This window comes from Rhodococcus sp. 14-2470-1b, from assembly GCF_002259415.1.
In the GTDB taxonomy this organism is placed as follows: Bacteria; Actinomycetota; Actinomycetes; order Mycobacteriales; family Mycobacteriaceae; genus Rhodococcoides.
Genome location: NZ_NPFY01000023.1, coordinates 73,549 through 98,603 on the forward strand (window position 1 = coordinate 73,549; position 25,055 = coordinate 98,603).

22 protein-coding genes and 1 tRNA gene are annotated in these 25,055 nt (G+C 64.6%); 20 read left to right on the forward strand and 3 right to left on the reverse strand.

The features are described 5' to 3' along the window. Nucleotides 1–33 precede the first annotated feature (33 nt). A tRNA-Arg gene (locus CH293_RS18080) sits at nucleotides 34–106 on the reverse strand. Between the two features lie 122 nt (nucleotides 107–228). Between CH293_RS18080 and CH293_RS18085 the strand changes: the two genes are divergently transcribed. Next, a complete protein-coding gene (locus CH293_RS18085; protein ID WP_094721006.1) occupies nucleotides 229–2,625 on the forward strand; it encodes a phosphoketolase in 2,397 nt (798 codons plus the stop codon). On the opposite strand, the gene CH293_RS18090 is transcribed toward CH293_RS18085, so the two are convergent. Both CH293_RS18090 and CH293_RS18095 read right to left on the reverse strand, forming a co-directional pair. Continuing rightward, nucleotides 2,618–3,325: a DUF305 domain-containing protein gene (locus tag CH293_RS18090; RefSeq protein ID WP_037104669.1), complete on the reverse strand. Its 708-nt coding sequence runs from the start codon at nucleotides 3,323–3,325 to the stop codon at nucleotides 2,618–2,620. The two genes, CH293_RS18085 and CH293_RS18090, sit on opposite strands and share 8 nt — an antisense overlap. Beyond that, nucleotides 3,325–4,239, reverse strand: coding sequence for a DUF3105 domain-containing protein (locus CH293_RS18095; RefSeq protein ID WP_094721007.1), 915 nt, complete (start codon nucleotides 4,237–4,239; stop codon nucleotides 3,325–3,327). Before CH293_RS18095 ends, CH293_RS18090 begins: the two co-directional genes overlap by 1 nt. Nucleotides 4,240–4,458: 219 nt before the next feature. Here CH293_RS18095 and argS point away from each other — a divergent pair, with 219 nt between their 5' ends. From argS to atpA, 19 genes are all read left to right on the forward strand, one after another. Further along, a complete protein-coding gene (argS, locus tag CH293_RS18100; RefSeq protein WP_094721008.1) occupies nucleotides 4,459–6,111 on the forward strand; it encodes an arginine--tRNA ligase in 1,653 nt (550 codons plus the stop codon). Next, complete coding sequence (gene lysA / locus CH293_RS18105; RefSeq protein WP_037104675.1) at nucleotides 6,108–7,529, forward strand: diaminopimelate decarboxylase; 1,422 nt, start codon at nucleotides 6,108–6,110, stop codon at nucleotides 7,527–7,529. Before argS ends, lysA begins: the two co-directional genes overlap by 4 nt. Continuing rightward, a complete protein-coding gene (locus tag CH293_RS18110; protein WP_019667266.1) occupies nucleotides 7,526–8,824 on the forward strand; it encodes a homoserine dehydrogenase in 1,299 nt (432 codons plus the stop codon). The genes lysA and CH293_RS18110 overlap by 4 nt, the downstream gene beginning before the upstream one ends. Beyond that, the gene (thrC, locus tag CH293_RS18115; protein WP_094721009.1) at nucleotides 8,821–9,888 is read left to right on the forward strand and encodes a threonine synthase; all 1,068 of its coding nucleotides are present in this window, start codon (nucleotides 8,821–8,823) and stop codon (nucleotides 9,886–9,888) included. The genes CH293_RS18110 and thrC overlap by 4 nt, the downstream gene beginning before the upstream one ends. A gap of 17 nt (nucleotides 9,889–9,905) precedes the next feature. Further along, nucleotides 9,906–10,832, forward strand: a complete 927-nt coding sequence (gene thrB / locus CH293_RS18120; RefSeq protein ID WP_037104682.1) for a homoserine kinase — start codon at nucleotides 9,906–9,908, stop codon at nucleotides 10,830–10,832. Nucleotides 10,833–11,184: 352 nt separating this feature from the next. Beyond that, nucleotides 11,185–13,359, forward strand: coding sequence for a transcription termination factor Rho (gene rho / locus CH293_RS18125; protein ID WP_094721010.1), 2,175 nt, complete (start codon nucleotides 11,185–11,187; stop codon nucleotides 13,357–13,359). Between the two features lie 201 nt (nucleotides 13,360–13,560). Next, nucleotides 13,561–13,794, forward strand: coding sequence for a 50S ribosomal protein L31 (gene rpmE, locus CH293_RS18130; protein ID WP_019667270.1), 234 nt, complete (start codon nucleotides 13,561–13,563; stop codon nucleotides 13,792–13,794). A gap of 95 nt (nucleotides 13,795–13,889) precedes the next feature. Continuing rightward, nucleotides 13,890–14,969 (forward strand): peptide chain release factor 1, encoded by a 1,080-nt coding sequence (prfA, locus tag CH293_RS18135; protein WP_094721011.1) that lies wholly within the window; start codon nucleotides 13,890–13,892, stop codon nucleotides 14,967–14,969. A gap of 62 nt (nucleotides 14,970–15,031) precedes the next feature. After that, nucleotides 15,032–15,772, forward strand: a complete 741-nt coding sequence (locus CH293_RS18140; RefSeq protein ID WP_094721012.1) for an SHOCT domain-containing protein — start codon at nucleotides 15,032–15,034, stop codon at nucleotides 15,770–15,772. A gap of 41 nt (nucleotides 15,773–15,813) precedes the next feature. Further along, on the forward strand, nucleotides 15,814–16,698 hold the full coding sequence (gene prmC / locus CH293_RS18145; RefSeq protein WP_094721022.1) for a peptide chain release factor N(5)-glutamine methyltransferase: 885 nt from the start codon (nucleotides 15,814–15,816) through the stop codon (nucleotides 16,696–16,698). 85 nt (nucleotides 16,699–16,783) lie between these two features. Further along, complete coding sequence (locus tag CH293_RS18150) at nucleotides 16,784–17,449, forward strand: L-threonylcarbamoyladenylate synthase (RefSeq protein ID WP_037104693.1); 666 nt, start codon at nucleotides 16,784–16,786, stop codon at nucleotides 17,447–17,449. Then, a complete protein-coding gene (gene glyA / locus CH293_RS18155; protein WP_094721013.1) occupies nucleotides 17,446–18,729 on the forward strand; it encodes a serine hydroxymethyltransferase in 1,284 nt (427 codons plus the stop codon). The genes CH293_RS18150 and glyA overlap by 4 nt, the downstream gene beginning before the upstream one ends. Beyond that, the gene (locus tag CH293_RS18160) at nucleotides 18,726–19,940 is read left to right on the forward strand and encodes a glycosyltransferase family 4 protein (protein ID WP_019667276.1); all 1,215 of its coding nucleotides are present in this window, start codon (nucleotides 18,726–18,728) and stop codon (nucleotides 19,938–19,940) included. The genes glyA and CH293_RS18160 overlap by 4 nt, the downstream gene beginning before the upstream one ends. Before the next feature lie 31 nt (nucleotides 19,941–19,971). Next, on the forward strand, nucleotides 19,972–20,412 hold the full coding sequence (locus CH293_RS18165; RefSeq protein WP_037104697.1) for a hypothetical protein: 441 nt from the start codon (nucleotides 19,972–19,974) through the stop codon (nucleotides 20,410–20,412). A gap of 309 nt (nucleotides 20,413–20,721) precedes the next feature. Further along, entirely contained in the window at nucleotides 20,722–21,546 is an 825-nt protein-coding gene (atpB, locus tag CH293_RS18175; RefSeq protein WP_094654595.1) for a F0F1 ATP synthase subunit A, read from the forward strand. Nucleotides 21,547–21,639: 93 nt separating this feature from the next. Continuing rightward, a complete protein-coding gene (locus CH293_RS18180; RefSeq protein ID WP_019667280.1) occupies nucleotides 21,640–21,891 on the forward strand; it encodes an ATP synthase F0 subunit C in 252 nt (83 codons plus the stop codon). Nucleotides 21,892–21,897: 6 nt separating this feature from the next. Next, a complete protein-coding gene (locus CH293_RS18185) occupies nucleotides 21,898–22,461 on the forward strand; it encodes a F0F1 ATP synthase subunit B (RefSeq protein ID WP_037104701.1) in 564 nt (187 codons plus the stop codon). A 7-nt stretch (nucleotides 22,462–22,468) separates the two neighbouring features. Beyond that, nucleotides 22,469–23,290, forward strand: coding sequence for a F0F1 ATP synthase subunit delta (locus tag CH293_RS18190; protein WP_037104703.1), 822 nt, complete (start codon nucleotides 22,469–22,471; stop codon nucleotides 23,288–23,290). A 91-nt stretch (nucleotides 23,291–23,381) separates the two neighbouring features. Then, on the forward strand, nucleotides 23,382–25,025 hold the full coding sequence (gene atpA / locus CH293_RS18195; protein WP_019667283.1) for a F0F1 ATP synthase subunit alpha: 1,644 nt from the start codon (nucleotides 23,382–23,384) through the stop codon (nucleotides 25,023–25,025). The last annotated feature ends 30 nt before the right edge of the window (nucleotides 25,026–25,055 follow it).

Below are 25,055 nucleotides of genomic sequence, written 5' to 3' on the forward strand. Positions count from 1 at the left end.
TGCGCAATTGTTGCACCGTGCGGCAAGAATATGTGCCCCCGGCAGGATTCGAACCTGCGGCCTTTCGCTCCGGAGGCGAACGCTCTATCCCCTGAGCTACGGGGGCGCGCCGAGACGAAGAAAACCTACGTATCCGGCGTGCCTGTTGGGCGGCTCCAAGACTAGCGCATTGCAACCGTCACCTGAAATCGCACCTGGTGTTAACGGAAGAGGAGGACAGTCGAGGGCATGACCGACTACGAGTATTCGGACGACGCTCTCGATCTCGACCTGGCGTGGTGGTCGGCAGCGAACTATCTGACCGTCGCGCAGATATACCTGAAGGACAACACGCTTCTGCGTGAGCCGCTCGACGCGTCGCACATCAAACCTCGCCTGCTGGGGCACTGGGGGACAAGCCCGTGCCTGTCGATGATCTACACCCTGCTCAACCGTCACATCAACGAGACCGACACCGACTGGCTGTACGTGACAGGCCCGGGACACGGCGGACCGGCCCTCGTGGCGTCGACCTATCTCGAAGGGACGTACACCGAGATCTACCCGCACGTGTCCCGCGACGCGGACGGAATACGACGCTTGTGTCGTCAGTTCTCCGCTCCCGGCGGGATACCGAGTCACGTCAGCGTGCAGACGCCGGGCAGCATCCACGAGGGCGGCGAACTCGGCTATGCACTTGTTCATGCGGGCGGAGCAGCATTCGACCGACCACAGTTGACGGTTGCGTGCGTCATCGGTGACGGAGAGGCAGAGACGGGTCCGCTCGCGGGCTCCTGGAAGCTCCCGGCGTTCCTGAACGCGCGACGCGACGGTGCGGTGCTGCCGATCATCAACGTGAACGGCGCGAAAATCGCGGGGCCGACGGTGTTCGGCCGGAGTCGCGACGAGGACATCGTCGACTTTCTGCACGGGCAAGGATGGGAACCCGTCGTGGTGGCCGGTGACGATCCACGTGTGGTGTTCCCGGAACTGCTGCGCGTGCTTCGTGAGTCGCATCGGAGAATCCGAGCGATCCAGAGCGCCGCTCGAACCGGTGAGCCCGAGACCGGTGCCCGATGGCCCGCGATCATCCTGCGCACGCCCAAGGGCTGGACGGGCCCTCACACCGTCGACGGTGTCCTCGTCGAGGGCACTTTCCGGGCGCACCAGGTGCCCCTGTCCGGTGTCAGGACCAACCCGGAGCACCTGGCGCAGTTGGAAACCTGGCTGCAGTCCTACCGTCCCCATGAACTGTTCGACGGCGACGGAACCCTTGCCCCGCAGATCGCCGCGCTGGCTCCGGCGGGGGACAAACGAATGGGGTCGACGCCGTACGCCAACGGCGGCCGTCTGCTGCAACCACTACGTATCCCGCCACTCGAGAACTACGAGATCTCGATCGAGTCGCCCGGCGCAGGTTTTCACGAGACGACGAGGGTGCTCGGTGAGTTGATGCGCGACATCTACGCGGGGAACACCTCGGACGACGGTGGAGGAAACTTCCGGTTGTTCTCGCCGGACGAAACCTCGAGCAACCGCTTGGCTGCGGTCTTCGAGCAGACCGACCGCTGCTGGCAACTCCCGACGAAGGACTGGGACGACCACCTCTCACCCGACGGACGTGTGATGGAGGTACTCAGCGAGCACCTGTGCGAAGGGTGGCTCGAGGGCTATCTTCTGGCGGGAGGCCACGGACTGTTCGCGAGCTACGAGGCATTCGCGATGGTGAGCGTGTCCATGATGATCCAGCACGTCAAGTGGCTGCAGCACGCCGCCGATCTGCCGTGGCGAGAACCGGTGGCGTCGCTCAACGTGCTGCTGACCAGTACGTGTTGGCGCAACGACCACAACGGGTTCAGCCATCAAGGACCAGGCATGATCGACGCGGCGATTCCGCTCTCGCCCGAGGTCGTGCGAATCTGGCTACCACCGGACTCCAACACCCTGCTGTCGATCGCCGATCACTGCTTCCGCAGCAGGGACCACGTGAACCTGATCGTCGTGGACAAGCAACCTCACCTGCAGTATTTGACGCTCCAACAGGCGGCCGAGCACTGTGCCGCGGGCGCGTCGGTGTGGCACTGGGCGGGAACGGAAACCGAGTCCGCCGGGAGCCCCAGCGAACCCGACGTGGTGCTCGCCGCAGCGGGTGACGTACCGACCCAGGAAATCCTCGCCGCCGCACAGATCCTCGCCGAGTGGGTTCCCTACCTGCGTGTCCGCGTCGTCAACGTCGTGGATCTGATGGCACTGGTGACGCCGGGGGACCACCCACACGGGTTCACGCACGAGAAGTTCGTCGATCTCTTCACCGCGGACACCGACGTGGTGTTCGCGTTTCACGGCTATCCCCGCGCGGTGCACGAACTACTGCACGGCAGGCCGAAGGTCGATCGGTTCCACGTACGCGGCTTCAACGAACAGGGCACGACCACAACGCCGTTCGACATGGTGGTGCTCAACAGAATGAGCCGCTACCACCTTGTGCTCGAGGCCCTGCGTCGGTCGAGGCGGGTACCGGAGCGCGGCGCAGAACTGGTGTCGTACTGCAACGCCCAACTCGAGCGGCATGCGACCTACGTCGTCGAGCACATGGAGGACATGCCCGAGGTCGCGGACTGGACGTACTCGCCGACTCTCAGTTAGTACCGAGGGGCTGAGCACCTTTGTCGGCGAGCATCTGTGTCATCAGGGTGGATTCGCTTTCCTGAGTCGAGATCATCGACTGAGCGAGACGAACGAGTGCAGGAGTTTCAGCGTGATCCGCCGCGTATTCCATCATCGAGAGTCCACCCTGGTGGTGACGCAGCATCAGTTGCAGGAACATGACGTCGACGGCCGGTCCGGTTGCCTGGCGGAGGGCGGCAAGTTCGTCGCTGGTGGCCATTCCCGGCATTGCCGCGACGGGCCCCGTCGTCTCGGATCCGTCGGAGCCGGCTGACATTCCGGCCATCGAGTGGCCGTGTTCGTCACCGGTCATCCAGCCCATGTAGCCGTCGGTCCCGACGGGGGAGCGGTCCCAGATGGCGAGCCAACCCTGCATCTGGCCGACCTGGTTCTGCTGCGACGTGAGCATGTCGAACGCGAGGTTACGGACGAGCGGGTCGGTGGCATTGGTCATAGCGATCGACGACATGTCGATGGCTTGATTGTGGTGCACCGACATGTCCTGCGCGAAGCCGACGTCCACCGAATCGGATGCAGGAACGTTGTCGTTTCCACCGAGGAAGTTCGTTCGTGCCAAGAATCCCAGAGCGAACCCGATTGCGACTGCGGCGACGACGCCGAGGGCCAGCAGAGCCACCAATTGTGGCCTGCTGACCCTCGGCTTCGTGGGAGCAGTCATCAGGAAGCGGGTGCCGGGGCTGCCGGTGCTTCGGTCGGGATCTGAAGGTCGCTCGGAAGCTGCAGGTCCGACGGCAGGCCACCGGTTGCGCCCGTCTCGCTGGCGTCGGGTGTGATGCCTGCGCCGTCCATCGGGACTGCGTCGGGTCCGGGTGCCGAGGCGTCGAACAGCGGTGGGTTGTCGGGATCGAATCCGCCACCGGGTACGGTCGCGCAGCTCGCACCGACCTCGGGGTACTGGTACCGGTTGAGCCGCAGCGCGGAGATGAACTGGTTCACTCGTTCGTCGTCGACACTGTCGACCTTGAGCTGGTGTCCCCAGGACTGCAGTGAGACGGGAGATTCCTGACCGGGGTAGGGCGACATCAGCATGTAGGTCTCACCGTCGACCTTGTCGGCGAGCACCTGGATCTGATCCTCGGACAACACGTCGGGGTTGTAGGTGATCCACACGGCTCCGTGCTCGAGCGAGTGGACTGCGTTCTCGGTGCGGATCGCTTCCGGGTACACGACGCCGGTGCAGGTGGCCCACGTCGCGTCGTGGGGGCCGCCGAACGGAGGCGTCTGGTCGTAGGCGACGCGCTGCGTGGGGGACACGTGCAAGGCGGCCTCGTACGGCTGAACCACGACGTCGGCGATGTTCGACGACGGGTCCTGGTTGCTCTCGCTGGGCTCCCATCGCTGGGCTTCGGCGCGGTCCTGATACTTCGGGAAAAGGTTGATGGCCAGAGCCGCGATGAGGCCGACCACGACGACGACGGCTCCGACGGTCAGCCACGGGACCTGGCGGTTCTTGGGCGCGCCCGATTTCTTCGTCGCAGGGACGCCGCTGCTTTTCTTTGCAGCCTTGATGGCCTTGTTGGCTTTGGCTGCAGACTTCTTGTCCGGACCGCCGTTGTTGGAACCCGTGGGCATCGCTGTCGTCGCTCTTTCGGTTGTCGGAGGTGCAGTTGGGTGCGCAAAACTACTTGTGATCGCAGAGCGCCCTTACTGTACGGTCCTTGTCTGAGTGCTTGCTTTGAGGTGCCGCCAGTACAGGCTGTTGTCGCCTCAGGCCAGTGGTTGCCGACAGCCCCCGCCTCAGACCACGGGCGCCTCGTACCTCGGGCACCTCAGACCATAGGATAGACACCTGTGACTCCCGCCGACCTTGCCGAACTACTACGCGCGACCGCAAGTGCGGTGCTCGCCGACCGCGGCCTCGACGTATCCGTCCTGCCTGACAAGGTGACGGTCGAGCGCCCTCGCAACCCCGAACACGGCGATTACGCCACCAACGTCGCCCTGCAGGTCGCGAAGAAGGCGGGCGCGAACCCGCGTGAGTTCGCCGGGTGGCTCGCCGAGGCGCTGAGCGCCGACGTGTCGATCGCCAGCGCCGAAGTGGCTGGTCCCGGCTTTCTGAACATCCGTCTCGATGCCGACGCCCAGGGCGCGATCGTCGCGCAGGCACTCGACGCCGGTGCCGCGTACGGCACGTCGTCGACGCTGACCGGCACCAAGATCAACCTCGAGTTCGTCTCGGCCAATCCAACGGGTCCCATTCACCTCGGGGGAACGCGGTGGGCCGCGGTCGGTGATGCACTCGGTCGCATCCTGTCGGCTCAGGGAGCCGAGGTGGTACGTGAGTACTACTTCAACGATCACGGTGCTCAGATCGACCGGTTCACCAACTCCCTGATCGCTGCGGCCAAGGGCGAGCCTGCTCCGGAGAACGGATACGCAGGCGCTTACATCCACGAGATCGCGCAGCAGGTGCTCGCCAAGAGCCCCGAGGTTCTTGCCATGGCCGATGTGCCGCAGGCCGAGACCTTCCGGTCGATCGGCGTCGAGCTCATGTTCGACCAGATCAAGAACGATCTGCACGAATTCGGCGTCGACTTCGACGTGTACTTCCACGAGAACTCGTTGTTCGAATCCGGTGCGGTGGAGAAGTGCGTCGAGTTCCTGAAGAACTCGGGAAGCCTCTTCGAGGACGACGGTGCGTGGTGGCTGCGCAGTACCGACTACGGAGACGACAAGGACCGCGTCGTCATCAAGAGTGACGGCAATGCCGCCTACATCGCCGGGGACATCGCGTATTTCCAGAACAAGCGCCAGCGCGGTTTCGACCTGTGCATCTACATGCTCGGCGCGGATCACCACGGGTACATTGGCCGTCTCAAGGCAGCCGCGGCAGCATTCGGTGACGATCCGAACACGGTCGAGGTGCTGATCGGCCAGATGGTCAACCTGGTTCGCGACGGTGTCGCGGTGAAGATGAGCAAGCGTGCAGGCACCGTCATCACCCTCGACGACCTGGTCGAGGCCATCGGTGTGGATGCGGCCCGCTACGTGATGGTTCGTTCGTCGGTGGACTCCAGCATCGATATCGATCTCGAACTGTGGGCGAGCGCGAGCAACGAGAATCCGGTCTACTACGTCCAGTACGCGCACGCGAGGCTCGCGTCCCTGGCGCGCAACGCCGCCGACCTGGGTATCAGCGGGGACGATCCGGACCTGAGCCTCCTCACGCAGGATCAGGAAGGCGAATTGATAAGGACCATCGGCGAATACCCGCGGGTCGTCGCCAGCGCTGCCGACCTTCGTGAACCGCATCGCATCGCGCGGTATCTGGAAGAGTTGGCCGGCGCCTACCACCGGTTCTACGGCGCGTGCCGAGTACTACCACAAGGAGACGAGGAGCCAGGACCCGTGAACACTGCTCGATTGGCATTGGGCAACGCAACCCGTCAGGTACTGGCCAACGGCCTGCGCCTGCTCGGTGTCAGCGCACCGGAGCGGATGTGAGCGCGCATCCGGCGGGCCCGAAGCACGCGGACGTGCGGTCCCAGGACGGGCTCGCCGAGCGCCCGAAGATCGCTTCGGACATGACGGCTCTTCCCGCGCACGTCTACCCACGCAACGCTGCTCGCGGCGACGACGGTGTGGTCACGCTTGCGGGTGTGCCGGTCACCGAGTTGGCCGAGCAGTACGGCACACCGTTGTTCGTCATCGACGAGGACGATTTCCGTTCTCGCGCACGGGAGATGGCGGAGGCGTTCGGTGATCCCGCGCGGGTTCACTACGCCTCGAAGGCTTTTCTGTGTGGCGAGATCGCGCGGTGGGTGGCGGACGAAGGTCTTTCTCTCGACATCTGTTCCGGCGGTGAACTGGGTATTGCACTCGCAGCGGGCTTCCCCGCCGAGCGAATTGCGATGCACGGCAACAACAAATCCGTCGCAGAGTTGACGGCCGGTGTTCGAGCGGGCGTCGAGCATGTCGTCCTCGATTCCATGATCGAGATCGACCGCCTCGACGCAGTCGCGGCGGACGAGAAGAAGGTCCAGGACGTTCTGGTTCGCGTGACCGTCGGCGTGGAAGCTCATACCCACGAGTTCATCGCAACGGCGCACGAGGACCAGAAGTTCGGCTTCTCCCTGGCCGACGGTTCGGCCCTGGAAGCGATCAAGCGTGTGTTCGCGACCGACAATCTCCGCCTCGTCGGATTGCACAGTCACATCGGTTCCCAGATCTTCGAGGTCGACGGTTTCGAGCTCGCCGCGCACAAGTTGCTCGGTCTGCTCCGAGATGTGGTCGCAGAGTTCGGCGTGGAGAAGACCTCGCAGATCTCGACGGTCGATCTCGGCGGAGGAATGGGAATTTCCTACGTGCCCAGCGACGATCCGCCGCCGGTCGATCAGCTCGCCGCGAAGCTGAAGTCGATCGTTGCCACGGAATCCGCTCTGGTGGGTCTTCCGGTGCCCAACATCGACGTCGAGCCCGGCCGCGCCATCGCAGGCCCGGGCACGGTGACGCTGTACGAGGTCGGCACCATCAAGGACGTCACCGTCGACGCGCAGACTCGTCGACGCTACGTGAGTGTGGACGGCGGAATGAGCGACAACATCCGCACCTCTCTGTATCAAGCGGAATACGACTGCAGACTCGTCTCGCGTGACTCCGACGCCGATGCGGTTCTCGCTCGTGTCGTCGGAAAGCATTGCGAAAGCGGCGATGTGGTGATCAAGAACACCTGGATGCCCAGCGATGTCGGCCCCGGTGATCTGCTTGCCGTCGCTGCAACCGGTGCGTACTGCTACTCGATGTCCAGTCGGTACAACTTGTTGACGCGACCTGCCGTCGTCGCGGTGAAAGACGGAAAGTCTCGGCTCGTCCTGCGCCGAGAGACACTCGAAGACCTGCTCAGCTTGGAGGTGCAGCCATGACAACGAAGCCGTTGGGAGTAGCCGTTCTCGGCCTCGGGAACGTCGGAAGTGAAGTCGTCCGAATTCTGACCGAGAACGCCGAGGACCTCGCCGCACGTGTCGGCGCGCCTCTCGAGATTCGCGGCATCGCGGTCCGGCGAGTCGATGGAGATCGCGGAGTCGACACCGCGCTGCTCACCGACGATCCCGAGTCCCTCGTCGCCCGCGACGATGTGGACCTGGTCGTCGAGGTGCTCGGTGGTATCGACATCCCGCGCAAACTGATCCTGTCGGCTCTGGAGAAGGGCAAGTCGGTCGTCACGGCCAACAAGGCTCTGCTCGCGGAGTACACCGGCGAGCTCGCCGATGCTGCCGAGAAGTCCCGCGCAGACTTGTATTTCGAGGCCGCGGTCGCCGGTGCCATTCCTGTCGTGCGTCCGTTGATGCAGTCGCTTGCAGGTGACCGCGTCAACAAGGTCGCCGGAATCGTCAACGGCACCACCAACTTCATCCTGTCCGCCATGGACGAGACCGGCGCCGACTACGCCGAAACCCTGGCCGAGGCCGGACGGTTGGGCTACGCCGAAGCCGATCCCACGGCCGACGTCGAGGGATACGACGCGGCGTCGAAGGCTGCGATTCTGGCGTCCATCGCCTTCCACACCCGCGTGACCGCGGGCGACGTCTACCGTGAGGGAATCTCGAAGATCACCTCGGCGGACCTGGAGACGGCTCGCTCGCTCGACTGCACCATCAAGTTGCTGGCGATCTGCGAGCGCATCACGACGCCCAAGGGCAAGGAGCGCATCTCGGCGCGTGTCTACCCGGCGCTCGTTCCGCGCGACCACCCGCTTGCCACCGTCAACGGGGCTTTCAACGCCATCGTCGTCGAGGCGGAAGCCGCTGGACGCCTGATGTTCTACGGGCAGGGTGCAGGCGGGGCCCCGACCGCGTCGGCCGTTCTCGGTGACCTCGTCATGGCTGCCCGCAACAAGTTCTACGGCGGCCGAGGCCCGCTGGAGTCGAAGTACGCGAAGCTGAAGGTAGCTCCCATGGGCGACATCCCGACGCGGTACTACGTCAGCATGCAGGTGGCGGACAAGCCAGGGGTCCTCGCGACCGTGGCGGCCGAGTTCGCGACTCGCGACGTCAGCATCTCCACCGTTCGCCAGGCCGGTTCGGGTGACGGGGCGAGACTCGTCGTCGTCACGCACCTCGCCGCCGATTCTGCTCTGTCCGAAACCGTGTCGGCGTTGGACAAGCTCGACGTCGTCACCTCTGTAGTCAGTGTTCTGAGATTGGAAGGCACCGAATGACCGTGCATACGCCGTGGCCGGGACTGATCGAGGCGTACCGCGATCGTCTGGCAATCGGACCGGACTGGAAGACCGTCACGCTGCTCGAGGGCGGCACACCGCTGATCCACGCCGAGCGTCTTTCCGAGCTGACCGGCTGCGAAGTCCATCTCAAGGTCGAGGGCCTGAACCCGACGGGCTCGTTCAAGGACCGCGGCATGACCATGGCTGTGACGGATTCCCTTGCGCGCGGACAGGAAGCGGTGTTGTGCGCGTCGACGGGCAACACGTCTGCGTCCGCCGCCGCGTATGCCGCGAAGGCAGGAATGGGCTGCGCTGTCCTTGTCCCGCAGGGCAAGATCGCGATGGGCAAGCTCGCGCAGGCAGTCATGCACGGCGCCAAGATCATTCAGGTACAAGGCAACTTCGACGACTGCCTCGAGCTGGCGCGCAAGACCACTGCCGAGTTCCCGACCATCGGCCTCGTCAACTCGGTCAACCCGGTGCGCATCGAGGGCCAGAAGACGGCTGCGTTCGAGATCTGCGACGCACTGGGCAACGCGCCCGACGTCCATGCGCTGCCGGTGGGCAACGCCGGCAACATCACCGCCTACTGGCGGGGCTACTCCGAGTACTTCCGTGACGGACTCACCACGGTGAAGCCGCGCATGCTCGGTGTCCAGGCCGCCGGTGCGGCACCTCTGGTTCACGGCGCGCCCGTCTCGGAGCCCGAGACCATCGCCACGGCCATCCGGATCGGCTCGCCCGCGTCCTGGAACGGTGCGGTCGCCGCGAAAGAAGAGTCGGGCGGCGCCTTCCGCGCGGCTACCGACGAGGAAATCCTCGAGGCATACCGTCTGGTCGCGAAGACCGAAGGTGTCTTCGTCGAACCCGCCTCCGCGGCATCCATCGCCGGCCTGATCGCAGCCCGCAAGGAAGGCTGGCTGGACAGCGGCCTGCGCGTCGTCTGCACTGTCACCGGCAATGGACTGAAGGATCCGGACACCGCGCTGTCCGGAATGCCCGTGGTCGAACCTATTCCCGTCGACCCTGTCGCTGTGGCATCTGCGCTCGAGTTGGCGTAGTGGCAGAGTCTCGTTCCATGACGACGACACTGCCGCACGGCTTGACGGTCACGGCGCGGGTTCCCGCGTCGAGCGCCAACCTCGGCCCTGGATTCGACACCTTGGGGATTGCTCTCGGGCTGTACGACGAGATCAAGGTCACCACCACGGCGTCGGGTCTGAGTATTCACGTCGAGGGCGAAGGTGCCGACGACGTGCCGTGGGGACCTTCGCATCTCGTCGTCCGCGCCATCGAGCGGGGCCTCGAAGCCGCCGGCGTCTGGGCCGACGGTCTGGATGTGGTGTGCACCAACGTGATTCCCCATTCACGCGGGCTCGGCTCGTCGGCGTCCGCTGTCGTCGGCGGTCTGTCGGCAGCGAACGGTCTTGCGGCCAAACTGGACTCGTCGTTCGCACTGTCCGACGCCCAGTTGGTTCAGCTCGCATCCGAATTCGAAGGTCACCCGGACAACGCGTCGGCGAGTGTTCTCGGCGGTGCCGTCGTGTCCTGGAGCGAGCCCACGAGCATCACGCAGCGGACGTACTCCGCGGTGCGACTGCCCGTGCACCCCGACATCCACGTGGTGGCGTTCGTCCCCGCGGAGAGATCGTCGACGTCGCACACGCGAGGCCTGTTGCCCGAGTTGGTTCCGCACCGTGACGCAGCGTTCAACGTAAGCCGCGGCGCGTTGGCCGTCGTCGCGCTCACCCAGCGTCCGGACCTTCTCATTCCCGCGACCGAGGACATGCTGCACCAAGGTCAACGCGCGAGCGCGCTCCCGGGTGCCACGGAATTGATTGCTTCACTTCGGTCCAGGGGAATCGCGGCCGTACTGTCCGGCGCCGGACCGACGGTCCTTGCGCTCTGTACAGAACCGTTCCCGCAGGACCTCAAGGACAAGGCCGTCGCCGACGGCCTCCGTGTCCTCGAACTCGACGTCGCCGACGGCGTCAGCACGTTCTGAAGAAACCTGTCGTGACTCGCCGGTAGGTGCTTCTTGCCGACCGAGAGGATCGACGCTATCCTGAGGGTCGTCCGTACATCGTGCGCTTCAGACGCCGGTTTTCACCAGGGCAATCACGTCATCGCTTTCGGGGGTTTCCACGCTCGAGTCGATTGTCGTCCTGGGGGAGGAGCCTGCGGAGCGACCGGAAGTCGCCGGCTTCGACCCACCGTGGTTCTCACGCGGTTCCGGGTCGGTCGTCCGTCGGAAGTGGCGTGATCGTGAACGGCAATATCCGTGCTCGAAAGAGATTCGAGCTACGGAACGAACCCTTGGCTGCGCAGACTGCGAGCGAGGGAAGGAAAGGACCTCCGTGACCGATACGGAACTGATCTCTGCGCCCGAAAAGACGCGTCGCGGAGCTGGCCTGTCCGGAATGGTGCTCACCGAGCTGCGTACTCTCGCGGGCGAACTCGGGATCAAAAGCATTTCCGGCATGCGCAAGGGCGACCTGATCGCCGCCATCTCTGCACGTCAGGGCGGTGGTGCGTCAGCAACGACCGATGCGCCCAAGGCAACAAGACGAGGCGCAGCCGACAAGGCTCGTGCGCAGGAAGCCGCTCCGGCTGCCGAGGCTCCTGCAGCCGAAGCCCCGGCCGCAGCAGATGCGCCCGCGTCCGACGACGCTTCGACCGAGGCACCCCGCCGGACACGTGGTCGACGCACCGCAGGCCGCCGAGCAGGCGCTCCCGACCAGCTTCCGCTGGACGACACCGCCTCGCAGTCGGTCGATTCGGACGCCGCTCAGCAGGACTCGGGATCGACCCCCGATGCCCCGGCGTCGGACACCGGTTCGTCGACGCGACCGCGTCGCGCTCGCGCCGATCGTGGTGACCGAGAGAATCGCAACGCTGCCGACAACCGCAACGCTGCCGACAACCGCAACGCTGCCGACAACCGCAACGCTGCCGACAACCGCAACGCTGCCGACGGCAACGACGGTGCCCGCGGAAACCGCGGTGACGCACCCGGTCGTGATTCGGTAGGCCAGGACGGCGAGGGCAACCGCGCCGAGGGTGGTCGCGGAGACCGCAACCGCGACAACAACCGTGGTGACGGCAGCCGGGACAGCCGCGACGGCAACCGGGAGAGCCGTGACGGCAACCGGGAGAACTCGCGCGGCGAGAACGGCCGGAACCGCAATCGCAATCAGAACCAGAACGACAACCGTTCCGAGGACCGCGGCAACGGTCCGCGTGACGGACGGGACAACCGGGACAACGCCGAGGACGACGGCGACGGTCGCGGACGCAGGGGCCGTCGGTTCCGTGAGCGTCGACGTGGTCGTGACCGCGGCGAAGGCGGCGGTGGTAACGAGCGCGAGCCCGAGATCCGCGAGGACGATGTTCTTCAGCCGGTAGCGGGCATCCTCGATGTCCTGGACAACTACGCATTCGTGCGTACGTCCGGCTACCTGGCGGGCCCGAACGACGTGTACGTGTCGATGAACCTGGTGCGCAAGAACGGTCTTCGTCGCGGCGACGCCATCACCGGTGCAGTCCGGGTGGCCCGCGAGGGTGAGCAGTCCAACCAGCGTCAGAAGTTCAACCCGTTGGTGCGTCTGGACACGGTCAACGGCGGTGACGTCGAGGCCGCGCGCAAGCGTCCCGAGTTCGGCAAGCTCACGCCGCTGTACCCGAACCAGCGTCTGCGGCTCGAAACCACGCCGAACATCCTGACCACGCGCATCATCGACCTGGTCATGCCTATCGGTAAGGGCCAGCGTGCACTGATCGTGAGCCCGCCGAAGGCAGGCAAGACGAGTGTTCTGCAAGCCATCGCCAACGCGATTTCGGTCAACAACCCCGAGTGCTACCTCATGGTCGTTCTGGTCGACGAACGTCCCGAGGAAGTGACCGACATGCAGCGTTCGGTGAACGGTGAGGTCATCGCCTCCACGTTCGACCGTCCGCCGGGCGATCACACCTCGGTTGCCGAGCTCGCGATCGAGCGCGCGAAGCGTCTCGTGGAGGCAGGTCAGGACGTCGTCGTGTTGCTCGACTCCATCACCCGTCTGGGTCGTGCGTACAACAACAGTTCACCTGCGTCGGGCCGGATCCTGTCCGGTGGTGTCGATTCCACGGCTCTCTACCCGCCGAAGCGTTTCCTCGGTGCGGCTCGCAACATCGAGAACGGTGGATCGCTCACCATCATCGCCACGGCGATGGTCGAGACCGGTTCCACCGGTGACACGGTGATCTTCGAGGAGTTCAAGGGCACCGGTAACGCGGAGCTCAAGCTCGATCGCAAGATCGCCGAGCGTCGTGTGTTCCCCGCGGTCGACGTCAACCCGTCGGGTACCCGCAAGGACGAACTGCTGCTGAGTTCGGACGAAGCCGCGGTGCTGCACAAGCTGCGTCGCGTGTTGTCCGGTCTCGATTCGCATCAGGCGATCGATCTGCTGATCGACCGGTTGAAGAAGAGCAAGAGCAACATCGAGTTCCTGATTCAGGTGTCGAAGACGGCACCGGGCGCGCTCGACGACTGACCTCGTGAGTACTTGTGTGTCCTCTGGAACACATGAGTACTCACGGCGGGGAACAAGCCGACAGGGGTTCGTGTTGAAGCCACTGTCGGTGAGCGATTAGCAGGTCGAATCGCATATCTGGCATACTGAACGGCCGAGTCCGGTTCCGGTTCACGTCCTCGAACGGCGAGGTCGACCCGGCGACCATATGAAAGGGACACCATGAAGGCAGGAATTCACCCCGACTACACGCTGACCACGGTCGTGTGCGGTTGCGGAAATACTTTCGAGACGCGCAGCACCACCGACAAAGAGCGCATCAACGTCGAGGTCTGCTCGCAGTGCCACCCGTTCTACACGGGCAAGCAGAAGATCCTCGACACCGGTGGTCGCGTTGCACGCTTCGAGGCTCGCTACGGAAAGCGCGCCGGCAAGAAGGCTGCAGCCGACAGCTAGCTGCTCTCCCGACGCCCGTCCTGCGATGTCTGCAGGGCGGGCGTTCGGCTTTTCACCACCGATTCTTTTTCAGGGAAGCAGAGCGGAGCGACACCATGGCGAGGACCACGAAGCCTTCGGCCATCGACGACATTCTGGCCGAACATTCAGGCCTCGAGCAGCAGTTGGCTGATCCGGCTCTGCACAACGATCCGTCCGCTGCGCGCAAGGCCGGCAAGCGTTTCGCCGAGCTGGCGCCCATCATGTCGGTACACGGAAAGCTGGTGTCCGCCACGGATGATCTGGCTGCAGCTCGTGAGCTCGCCGCCGACGACGCGTCGTTCGCTGCCGAGATCCCGGAGCTCGAGCGCACCGTCGAGTCGCTCGAACAGACGCTCGCCGATTTGCTCGCACCGCGCGATCCGCACGACGGCGACGACATCGTCATGGAGGTCAAGTCCGGTGAGGGAGGCGAGGAATCAGCGCTGTTCGCCGCGGACCTTGCACGGATGTACGTCCGGTACGCCGAGCGTCGCGGATGGCGCGTCGAAATTCTCGATGCGAACGTGTCCGATCTCGGCGGATACAAGGATGCGACCCTGTCGATCAAGGCCAAGGGCGATCCGCTCGACGGTGTCTGGGCGCGGCTGAAGTTCGAAGGTGGCGTCCACCGCGTGCAGCGCGTTCCCGTGACCGAATCGCAGGGCAGAGTGCACACGTCGGCCGCCGGAATTCTCGTGTACCCGGAGCCCGACGAGGTCGAGGAAGTCCAGATCGACGAGACCGACCTGCGCATCGACGTCTACCGGTCCTCGGGCAAGGGTGGTCAGGGCGTCAACACGACGGACTCCGCGGTGCGCATCACGCACTTGCCGACGGGCATCGTCGTCACCTGCCAGAACGAGCGGTCGCAGTTGCAGAACAAGGCGCGTGCGATGCAGGTTCTCGCGGCGCGGTTGCAGGCCGCCGCCGAAGAGGCCGCCGACGAGGAAGCCGCGGCCGGTCGGGCGAGCCAGGTCCGTACCGTCGACCGCTCGGAACGCATCCGCACGTACAACTTTCCGGAGAACCGCATCACCGATCACCGGATCGGGTTCAAGTCTCACAATCTCGACGCGGTGCTCGACGGCGAGCTCGACGCTCTCCTCGACGCCCTGGGCAAGGCCGACCGCGACGCTCGGATGCAGGCAGAATGATGTGGTCGTGAGCGCGTAGGTTCCGCTGCACGAGACCGCACGGGCACACGAAGGGGAAACCGATGCATCAGCAGCTCACACCCACAGGCGAGGACGCCGTGGCGGACCTGGCCGCTCGTCACGGCGTGTCCACCGACGCTGTGCGGGCGATGCTCGACGCCGTGAATGCCGGCCGGGGATCGATGGCTCAGTTCCACATTCCCGAGCTCGGTGGCGGTGGCCAATGGATGCGCGGCGGAATGACGATGGTCGGCAACATGTTCGATCACGGTCTCAAAGCTCGCGTCGACGGTTTGTGCCGTGATTTGTCCGAGCTTCTGGCCTCGCACCAGATCTATCCGCCGCTGCCGTCGAACCAGGGTTTCGGCGGGAACTGGTGGCCGAGCGACCTCGGAAGCCCCAGTTCGAGCGGCGGTCAGAACGGTTCGCAGTACGCGTATTTTCCTGCTGCGCGGCGGCTCGCTGTTCTGGTCGGTGGACGGTTGTCGGTGTACGACACTCTCGACCACTCGATCGGCGGTGTTCAGCAACAGCAGGGCGGGAGTCCAGGCTCGGTGGAGTTCGCCAGCCAGTACGGAACGTTCACCGCGGCAAGTCTTCCGCTGGCGGATCCCGCGCAGGCCGATTCGAATTTCGGTTCCGCACCAGATTGCGCGCCCACGACGAGCCCGGTAGCGCCACCGTCGACGAATCTGGACGAGATCACGGCGGCCATCGAGGCGTTGGCGGCACTGCACGGCAAAGGGATCCTCACGGACGACGAGTTCTTTTCGAAGAAGGCCGAACTGCTGAAGCGAATCTGACCGTCGCGTGGGTGGCCGGCGGGACGTGGCAGGCTGTAACCGTGACCCGGAAACCTCTTCGACTGGCCATTCTCGAAGCAACAGCGACGCTCGAAGCGGCCGGTGTTCCGAGCCCACGGGTGGACGCGGAGCTGCTCGCGTCTCATCTCGTGGGAGTCGAGCGCGGTCGGCTCGGTCTGGTCCCTCTCGTGGAACCCGAGGTGGTCGAGGCCTACAACCGCACCATCGAACAGCGTGCCAAGCGAATCCCGTTGCAGTACATCACCGGAACGACGGCGCTCGGCAACATCGACGTCGAGGTCGGACCGGGGGTTTTCGTTCCGAGGCCGGAGACGGAGCTGCTGCTCGGGTGGGCGCTCGCATTCCTCGAGGGTGTCGATGGCAAGCCGCCGGTGATTCTCGATCTGTGTACCGGATCGGGGGCACTCGCGCTGGCGCTCGCCAATGCCAGGCCCGACGCTCAGGTCCACGCCGTCGAACTCGACCCGTCGGCTCTCGCGTGGGCTCGGCGCAACGCTGACCTGCGGGCAGAGCGGGGAGACACGCCCATCACCCTCCACCACGGCGATGTCACCGACCGCGACTTGCTGCGAGAACTGGACGGTCGCGTCGACGTCGTCGTCGCCAATCCGCCTTACATCCCGGAGGGCGCCGAGCTGGATCCCGAGGTGATCGATCACGACCCGCATCTCGCACTGTTCGGAGGTGTCGACGGTCTGTCGGTCATCGAGCCGATGATCCAGAACATCGCGCGGTGGCTGCGGGTCGGCGGGGGAGTAGGCGTCGAACACGACGATTCTCACGGTGACCGTGTCGCTGCGCTGTTCGAGAAGCGCCGTGTGTTCGGCAACGTCGTCGAGCACCCCGACCTGTCCGGACGTCCCCGGTTCGTCGTTGCGTCGCGCGCAGTGTCCGCAGACAGCTGACGTCACTCGGCTGCCGCCGGACGGGTAGGCGACGCACGGCAGAGGCGTCCTGCACCGCGGGAGACACAGGTGAGAAGATGAACAGGTGAGTACCGTCTACGACTGCCAGCACACCGATTCACGAACAGCAGGGTTGTCTGCAGCCAGAGGCGCACTCAAATCCGGTCGCCTCGTGGTCATGCCGACGGACACGTTGTACGGCCTCGCGGCCGATGCGTTCGACGGCAGCGCGGTCACCGATCTTCTCCGCGCCAAGGGCCGTGGGCGCGACATGCCGGTCCCCGTTCTCGTGGGTTCGTGGAACACCATCGACGGACTGGTCGGCAGCGTCAGGCCGCGCACCAGAGATCTGATCCGAGCCTTCTGGCCGGGCGCGCTGAGCCTCGTCGTGCAGCAGGCACCGTCTCTTGCCTGGGATCTCGGTGACGCGCAGGGCACGGTGATGCTCAGGATGCCGCTGCACCCGGTGGCGCTCGAACTGCTCCGCGAAGTCGGACCGCTTGCCGTCTCGAGTGCGAACATCTCCGGACAACCCCCGGCGACGACGGTCGTCGAAGCTCGCGATCAGCTCGGCGGATCCGCGGCGGTGTATCTCGACGGCGGGCCCGCGGCGCACGCGAAAGCGTCGACGATCGTCGACCTCACGTCCGAGCAGCCGAGGATCCTGCGCGCCGGCGCCATCGCGACCGAAGCCGTCGCCGAGGTGCTCGGAGTGACGGCGGAGAGCCTGACGCAGGGGAGTTCGACATGACCGAGCCGCGTTTCCACGGACCCGACTTCGCGGCGCTCGAGGCGTCCGATCCCGAGATCGCGGGGATCGTCCTGGACGAGCTGGACCGTCAGCGCGGCGGTCTGCAGCTCATCGCGAGCGAGAACCTGACGTCGCCTGCTGGTCTCGCGGCGCAGGGGAGCGTGCTGACCAACAAGTACGCCGAGGGTTACCCGGGTGCGCGGTACTACGGGGGCTGCGAGGTCGTCGATCGCGCGGAGACCATTGCGATCGAACGAGCGAAGGCGCTGTTCGGCGCGGATCACGTCAACGTGCAACCTCATTCCGGCGCTTCGGCGAACCTCGCGGTCTATGCAGCCTTTGCGCAGCCGGGCGACTCGGTTCTGGCGATGAGCCTCCCACACGGCGGACACCTCACCCACGGGGCGACGGTCAACTTCTCCGGCCGATGGTTCACCGCGGTGCCGTATCACGTGCGAAAAGACACGGAACTGATCGATTACGACGAGGTCCGTGAACTCGCGTTGGTCCACCGCCCGCGCATCATCGTCGCGGGGGCGACGGCGTACTCGCGTGAGCTCGACTTCGCGGCCTTCAGAGCCATCGCCGACGAGGTGGGCGCCATTTTGTGGGTGGACGCGGCGCACTTCATCGGACTGGTGGCGGGCAAGGCGATTCCGTCGCCCGTTCCGTACGCCGACGTGGTGTCCGCGACCACTCACAAGGTGCTGCGAGGGCCTCGCGGAGGAATGTTGATGTGCCGCGCGGAGCATGCGCGCGCCGTCGACAAGGCTGTGTTTCCGTTCGGTCAGGGCGGGCCGATGATGCACACGATCGCGGCCAAGGCCGTCGCGTTCGGTGAGGCGCAGACCGAGAGTTACGCGCGCTATGCAGCCCAGGTCGTCGCGAACGCCCGGACACTGTCCACCTCTCTGGTCGACGCCGGGATGCGCGCAGTGTCGGGAGGGACCGACACGCATCTGATTCTGTTCGACCTCCAGCATCTGAGAATCGACGGCCGTACCGCGGAGGCGCGCTGTGCCGCAGCCGGGATCACGCTCAACAAGAACGCGATTCCGTTCGACCCTGCGCCGCCGGCGGTGGCGTCGGGCATCCGGGTCGGTTCCGCGGCGGTGACGACTCAGGGATTCGACGCAGAAGATATGAATGCGGTCGGATCTCTCGTGGCCCGTGCGGTCCGCGCGGAGGCAGGCACCGCGGACGGTGACCGTGAACTCGCCGCCGTCAAGGACGAGGTCACCACCCTCGTGGCACGCAAGCCTGCGTATCCCGTCATATGACGGTCGAGGTTCTCGCACAGTCCGGCCAGGGCGCAGGCGTCCCGATTCGCGAGCTCCTGCTGGTGTTCTTCACGGCTGCCGTGGTGACGTTCCTGGCGACCGGCGGTGTGCGAGTTCTCGCCGTCAAGTTCGGCGCCGTCGCCGCTCCGCGTGACCGCGACGTGCACGTGACGCCGACGCCGCGTCTCGGCGGGACCGGAATGTTCCTCGGGATGCTGGTTGCCTTGTTGTTCGCGTCGCAGCTACCTGCTCTCGCACGTGGTTTCGACTCGGCCTACAACCAGGACGTCCGAGCTGCGGCCGTCGCCGGGTTCGTCATCGTCGCGGTAGGGATCATCGACGACCGATGGGGACTCGATGCGCTCACCAAATTCGTCGGGCAGGTGACGGCGGCAGGGGTGCTCGTCGTGATGGGCGTGAGTTGGAACATCGTCTATCTGCCCTGGGGACCGGACGGCGGTAGCACTCTCGTGCTCGATCAGCTCCAGGCCGGGCTGGTGACCGTGCTGGTGACGGTCGTGATGGTCAATGCCATGAACTTCGTCGACGGTCTGGACGGCCTCGCGGCAGGGCTCGGTTTGATCGCGTCGCTCGCCATCTGTGTCTTCTCCGTCGGGCTGTTGCACGAGCAGGGCGGCGACACCGGTATCTACCCACCGGCGATCATCGCGGCGACCTTGGCCGGTGCATGTCTTGGTTTTCTTCCGCACAATTTTCAGCCTGCGCGAATCTTCATGGGCGACTCCGGGTCCATGATGATCGGGCTGATGCTCGCTACGGTCGCGACCAGTGCGTCGGGCAGAATCCCGCTCGTCGCGTACGGCCCGCGCGACCTCCTCGGTCTGCTGTCGCCGTTGCTCCTGGTCGGTGCGGTGATGTTCATCCCGATCCTCGATCTCCTTCTCGCGGTGATCCGACGGACGCGCGCAGGCCGGAGTCCGTTCAGCCCGGACAAGATGCATCTGCACCACCGTTTGTTGCAGATCGGGCACTCCCACCGGCGTGTGGTGTTGGTGATCTACCTCTGGGTCGGTGTGCTTGCGTTCGGCGCCGTCGGCTCGTCGTTGATCGACCGTCGAATAGTGGTGTTGCTGGTCGCTGCCGGATTGGTGTTCGCGCTGGTGGTGACGGCCGTGCCGAGCATCCGTCTCGATATGGCCAGGCAGCGCAGACGCACCAGAAAGTCTGCTGGGCGAGGCCGTCGGGCCTGAAGTCGGACATGGCTGGGTAGTCTGTGCGGCTGTGAGCTTCTCTCCTTCTCCGGTGCCCGATCAGTCCGACTCGATGCGAGCCGCGGTTCGGTACGGAATCATCGGCCTTCTTGCGCTGACGGTTCTCGGAGCCGTCGTCGCCACGTTGGCCGCCGGTCTTCCCGGTTTGTGGGGTGCGCTCATCGGTGCAGCACTCGGTGGGGGATTCATTCTCACCACGGCGCTGTCCATTGCCCTGACGTCCAAGTTTCCGCCGACCATGGCAGGCGCGGTCCTGCTCGGTGGCTGGATCGTGAAGATGCTGATTGCCGTTGTCGTGCTCGCGGTCCTGAAGGACATGGACTTCTACAACAGAAAAGCTCTTGCCGGGGTGGTGATCGCCGCACTGGTTCTGGTTCTCGGCGCGGAGGTATACGGTGTCGTCCGTACGAAGGCCCCCTACGTCGACGATCCTGAATCCGACAAGGCGTAGTACGACAACCAGTCGTAATCGGTCAAGAAGTAGCCCCACCTACACAACGTCGTAGTTGTGTTGATAAAGTTCCGACCAAGTAAGGGTAGGACTGCCGCTAATAGGACAAAAGGCGTGCAGAACAGCCCTTGCAGGTAACCGAAGCTGCGTGAAATTGCTTACAGACGCGGCCGCAAAGTTACCGAGTCGACGTGAGTCGCCGACACCCGACAGACGCTGGCCTTTCAAGACCAGGCCTCAGCTGCTGACGACCTCGAGCCGATCTCGTCGACTTGATAGATCGTCAATGTCCGATCGAACCGCAGTCCTTTGGCGTCTGCGGCCCGAACACGGGAGAGACCGCTGAGCGTCACCAACCTGGCTGCGGAGTTCCACCCGCCGTCACTATCCGACTTCTTTCCTCCCGCTGTGCTGTTCGAGGGCACACCCTTCGAACTCGACCGGCTGATGCTGATCCGCATCCTGATGACCCTCGTGTTGGTCGTGCTGTTCGCAGTGGCCATGCGCAGCCCGAAGGTCGTTCCGCGTGGTCTGCAGAACTGCATCGAGTACATGCTGGATTTCGTCAAGGTGCAGATCGCCGACGAGATTCTCGGCAAGGAGCAGGGCAGGCGGTTCCTGCCGATCATCATGACGATTTTCTTCGCCGTGCTGTTCATGAACCTGTCGGGCATCATCCCGTTCCTGAACATCTCGCCGAACGCTCGAATCGGTATGCCGATCGTGCTCGCACTGATCGCCTACGTGACGTTCAACTACGTGGGAATCAAGAAGTACGGATTCTTCAAGTACGTCAAGAGCAGCGTCGTGGTTCCGGACGTCCCGCCCGCGCTGCACATCATTCTGATTCCGATCGAGTTCATCTCGACGTTCATCCTCCGTCCGTTCACGCTCACCGTTCGTCTCATGGCGAACATGCTGGCCGGCCACCTCATGCTCGTGCTGTTCTTCAGCGCGACTCAGTTCTTCTTCTTCCAGGCCGCGGCGGGAATGAAGATTTTCGGCGTGTTCTCCCTTGCAGCGGGCTTCGGCTTCACGCTGTTCGAGATGCTCGTCATCGGTCTGCAGGCGTACGTGTTCGCACTGCTGACTGCGGTGTACATCGATCTCGCCCTGCATGCAGACTCGCACTGATCTGCACGCCGATTCTCACTAGACCGCACGACCAAGATCTACCTGACCCACGCACCGACCGGTGATGGGCAACAGAAAGGGAACGGAAATCAAATGAGCCTCGCGTACCTGGCACAGGAAGTCACCGAAACCACCGTCACGGGTGGCGGCTACGGCGCAATCGGTTACGGCCTCGCTGCCATCGGACCTGGCATCGGTGTAGGCATCGTGGTCGGAAAGGCTATCGAGGGCATCGCTCGTCAGCCTGAGCTTCAGGGCACCATCCGTACCAACATGTTCCTCGGCATCGCGTTCACCGAAGCGCTCGCGCTGATCGGTATCGTCGCCGGCTTCCTGTTCGGTTAATCCACTATGGCAACCAACATCGCGATCTTGGCCGCGGAGGAAGGCGAGGACATCAATCCTCTCCTCCCCGCGACATACGACATCGTTTGGTCTGCGGTCTGCATCGCTGTCATCGGCTTCGTCTTCTGGAAGTACATCCTCCCGAAGTTCCAGGAAGTGTTGGCGCAGCGTAGCGATCTGATCGAAGGCGGCATCAAGAAGGCCGAAGAGGCTCAGGCAGAAGCGAAGGCTGCTCTCGAGCAGTACCAGAAGCAGCTCGCCGACGCCCGCGCCGAGGCTGCGCAGATCCGTGAGGAAGCGCGCACCCAAGGCCAGGCCATCCTCGCCGAAATGAAGACGAAGGCACAGGAAGAAAGCGACCGGATCGTGGCTGCAGGCCACAACCAGCTCGCTGCGCAGCGCCAGCAGATCGTCACGGAACTCCGTAGCGACCTGGGACGCACTGCAGTCGAACTCGCGGAGAAGGTCATCGGAGAGCAGCTGTCCGACGAGGCCAAGCGCGCTGGTTCGATCGACCGCTTCCTGAGCGAACTCGACTCCGTCACCGCTGACTCTGCAGCGGGAAAGTGAGATAACCATGTACGCAACTTCTCGCGAGGCTCTCGCTCGCACGCGTTCGGTTGCGAACGAAGCACTGGGACAGGCGGGGGACGCGACAGCGGTCGCCGCTCAGACCGGTGCAGAGCTCTTCGCAGTCGTGGAGGCCCTCGACGGCCAGCGCACGTTGCGTACTGCGCTGGCCGACGCTTCGGTCTCTGCCGAACGTCGCAGCGCGCTCGCGGAGGAAGTGTTCGCCGGTCAGGTCTCCGCCACCACGGCGAAGATCCTGAAGTCCGCCGTCGCGGACAACTGGTCCAAGGCGTCGGACCTGCTGAACTCTCTGGTCGAACTGGGTCGGGAAGCACTGCTTCGCGCCGCGGCCGATCAGGATCAGCTCGACACGGTCGAGGACGAATTGTTCCGCCTCGGTCGCATCGTCGCCGCGAACCCTCAGCTGGAACAGGCATTGTCGGATCTCGGCAAGCCGGTTCAGGCGAAGCGTGAGCTGCTCGGCCGGTTGCTGTACGGCAAGGTCACCGCGGTGACCGAAGCCCTGGCAATCCAGACGGTCAGCCGCCTGCGCAAGACGGCACCTGCGGACGCACTCGATGCGCTTGCAGGCCTGGCGGCACAGGTTCGCGATCGGGCTGTCGCACACGTGCGGAGTGCTGCTCCGCTCAGCGCCAGCCAGCTCGAGAAGCTGACCGCGACACTCACACGCACCTACGGCAAGCCGGTCACCGTGCATGTCGAGGTCGATGCCGAACTGCTCAGCGGACTGGTGGTCCGGGTCGGCGACGAGGTCATCGACGGCAGCGGGGCGGGTCGTCTCGCCGCACTACGAAAGACCCTCAAGTAGTCCGCGAGCGGACACCACTTCTTACGAAGAAGCGTTTCGAACCTTCGAAACCCTTCACACCGCGAACATTGAAGGAAGAGCAGGAAAAAATATGGCGGAGCTGACGATCTCCTCCGACGAGATCCGTAGCGCGATCGAGAACTTCACCGCGAGCTACTCACCGGAGTCCTCTCGCGAGGAGGTCGGCACGGTTACCGACACGAGCGACGGTATCGCTCACGTGTCCGGACTGCCGTCGGCGATGTCCAACGAGCTGCTGGAATTCCCCGGTGGCGTTCTCGGTGTGGCGCTCAACCTGGATGCCACCGAAATCGGTGCCGTCATCCTCGGTGACTACGAGCACATCGAAGAAGGCCAGGAAGTCAAGCGCACCGGCGACGTTCTGTCCGTGCCGGTCGGCGACGGCTATCTCGGCCGCGTCGTCAACCCCCTCGGCCAGCCGATCGACGGCCTCGGTGACATCGAGTCCAGCGAGAACCGCGCCCTCGAACTGCAGGCTGCGTCCGTGCTCGAGCGTCAGCCGGTGGAAGAGCCGCTGCAGACCGGCATCAAGGCCATCGACGCCATGACGCCGATCGGTCGCGGACAGCGCCAGCTCGTCATCGGTGACCGCAAGACGGGCAAGACGGCCGTCTGCATCGACGCCATCCTCAACCAGAAGGCCAACTGGGAGTCCGGGGACGAGAAGAAGCAGGTTCGCTGCATCTACGTCGCCATCGGTCAGAAGGGCTCCACGATCGCAGGCGTCAAGGCTGCGCTCGAAGAGCAGGGTGCACTCGAGTACACGACCATCGTCGCGGCTCCCGCATCCGATTCGGCCGGCTTCAAGTGGCTCGCTCCGTACACCGGTTCGGCCATCGGCCAGCACTGGATGTACCAGGGCAAGCACGTCCTCATCGTGTTCGACGACCTGACCAAGCAGGCCGAGGCGTACCGCGCCATCTCGCTTCTGCTGCGTCGTCCGCCGGGCCGCGAGGCATACCCCGGTGACGTCTTCTACTTGCACTCGCGTCTGCTCGAGCGTTCGGCAAAGCTGTCCGACGAGCTCGGCGGTGGATCGTTGACGGCGCTGCCGATCATCGAGACCAAGGCCAACGACGTCTCGGCGTACATCCCGACCAACGTCATCTCGATCACCGACGGACAGGTCTTCCTCGAGTCGGACCTCTTCAACAAGGGTGTTCGTCCCGCGATCAACGTCGGTATCTCGGTGTCCCGAGTCGGTGGTGCTGCGCAGACCAAGGGCATGAAGAAGGTCTCCGGTTCGCTTCGCCTCGAGCTCGCTCAGTTCCGTGAGCTGGAAGCATTCTCGGCGTTCGCGTCGGACCTGGATGCTGCATCGAAGGCTCAGCTGGACCGCGGTGCTCGCCTCGTCGAGCTCCTCAAGCAGGACCAGTACGCACCGGTTGCCGTCGAGGATCAGATCGTCTCGATCTGGCTCGCCGGTCAGGGCACGTACGACTCCGTTCCCGTCGGCGACGTCCGTCGCTTCGAGAGCGAGCTGCTCGAGGACCTGCACCGCAACGCGAGCGGCGTCTACGACAGCATCGCCGGTGGCAAGGCTCTCGACGACGACGCTCAGAAGTCGCTGCTCGAGGCAACCGAGAAGTTCAAGGCAGGGTTCCTCGACTCCGAGGGCAACCGCGTCGTCAACGAGGCAGAGGCGGACACGCTGAACCCCGACGAGGTCAGCCAGGAGCAGGTCAACGTCACTCGCAAGACAGTCAGTAAGTAGGTCTTACGAGATGCCAAGTGTCTTTACGAG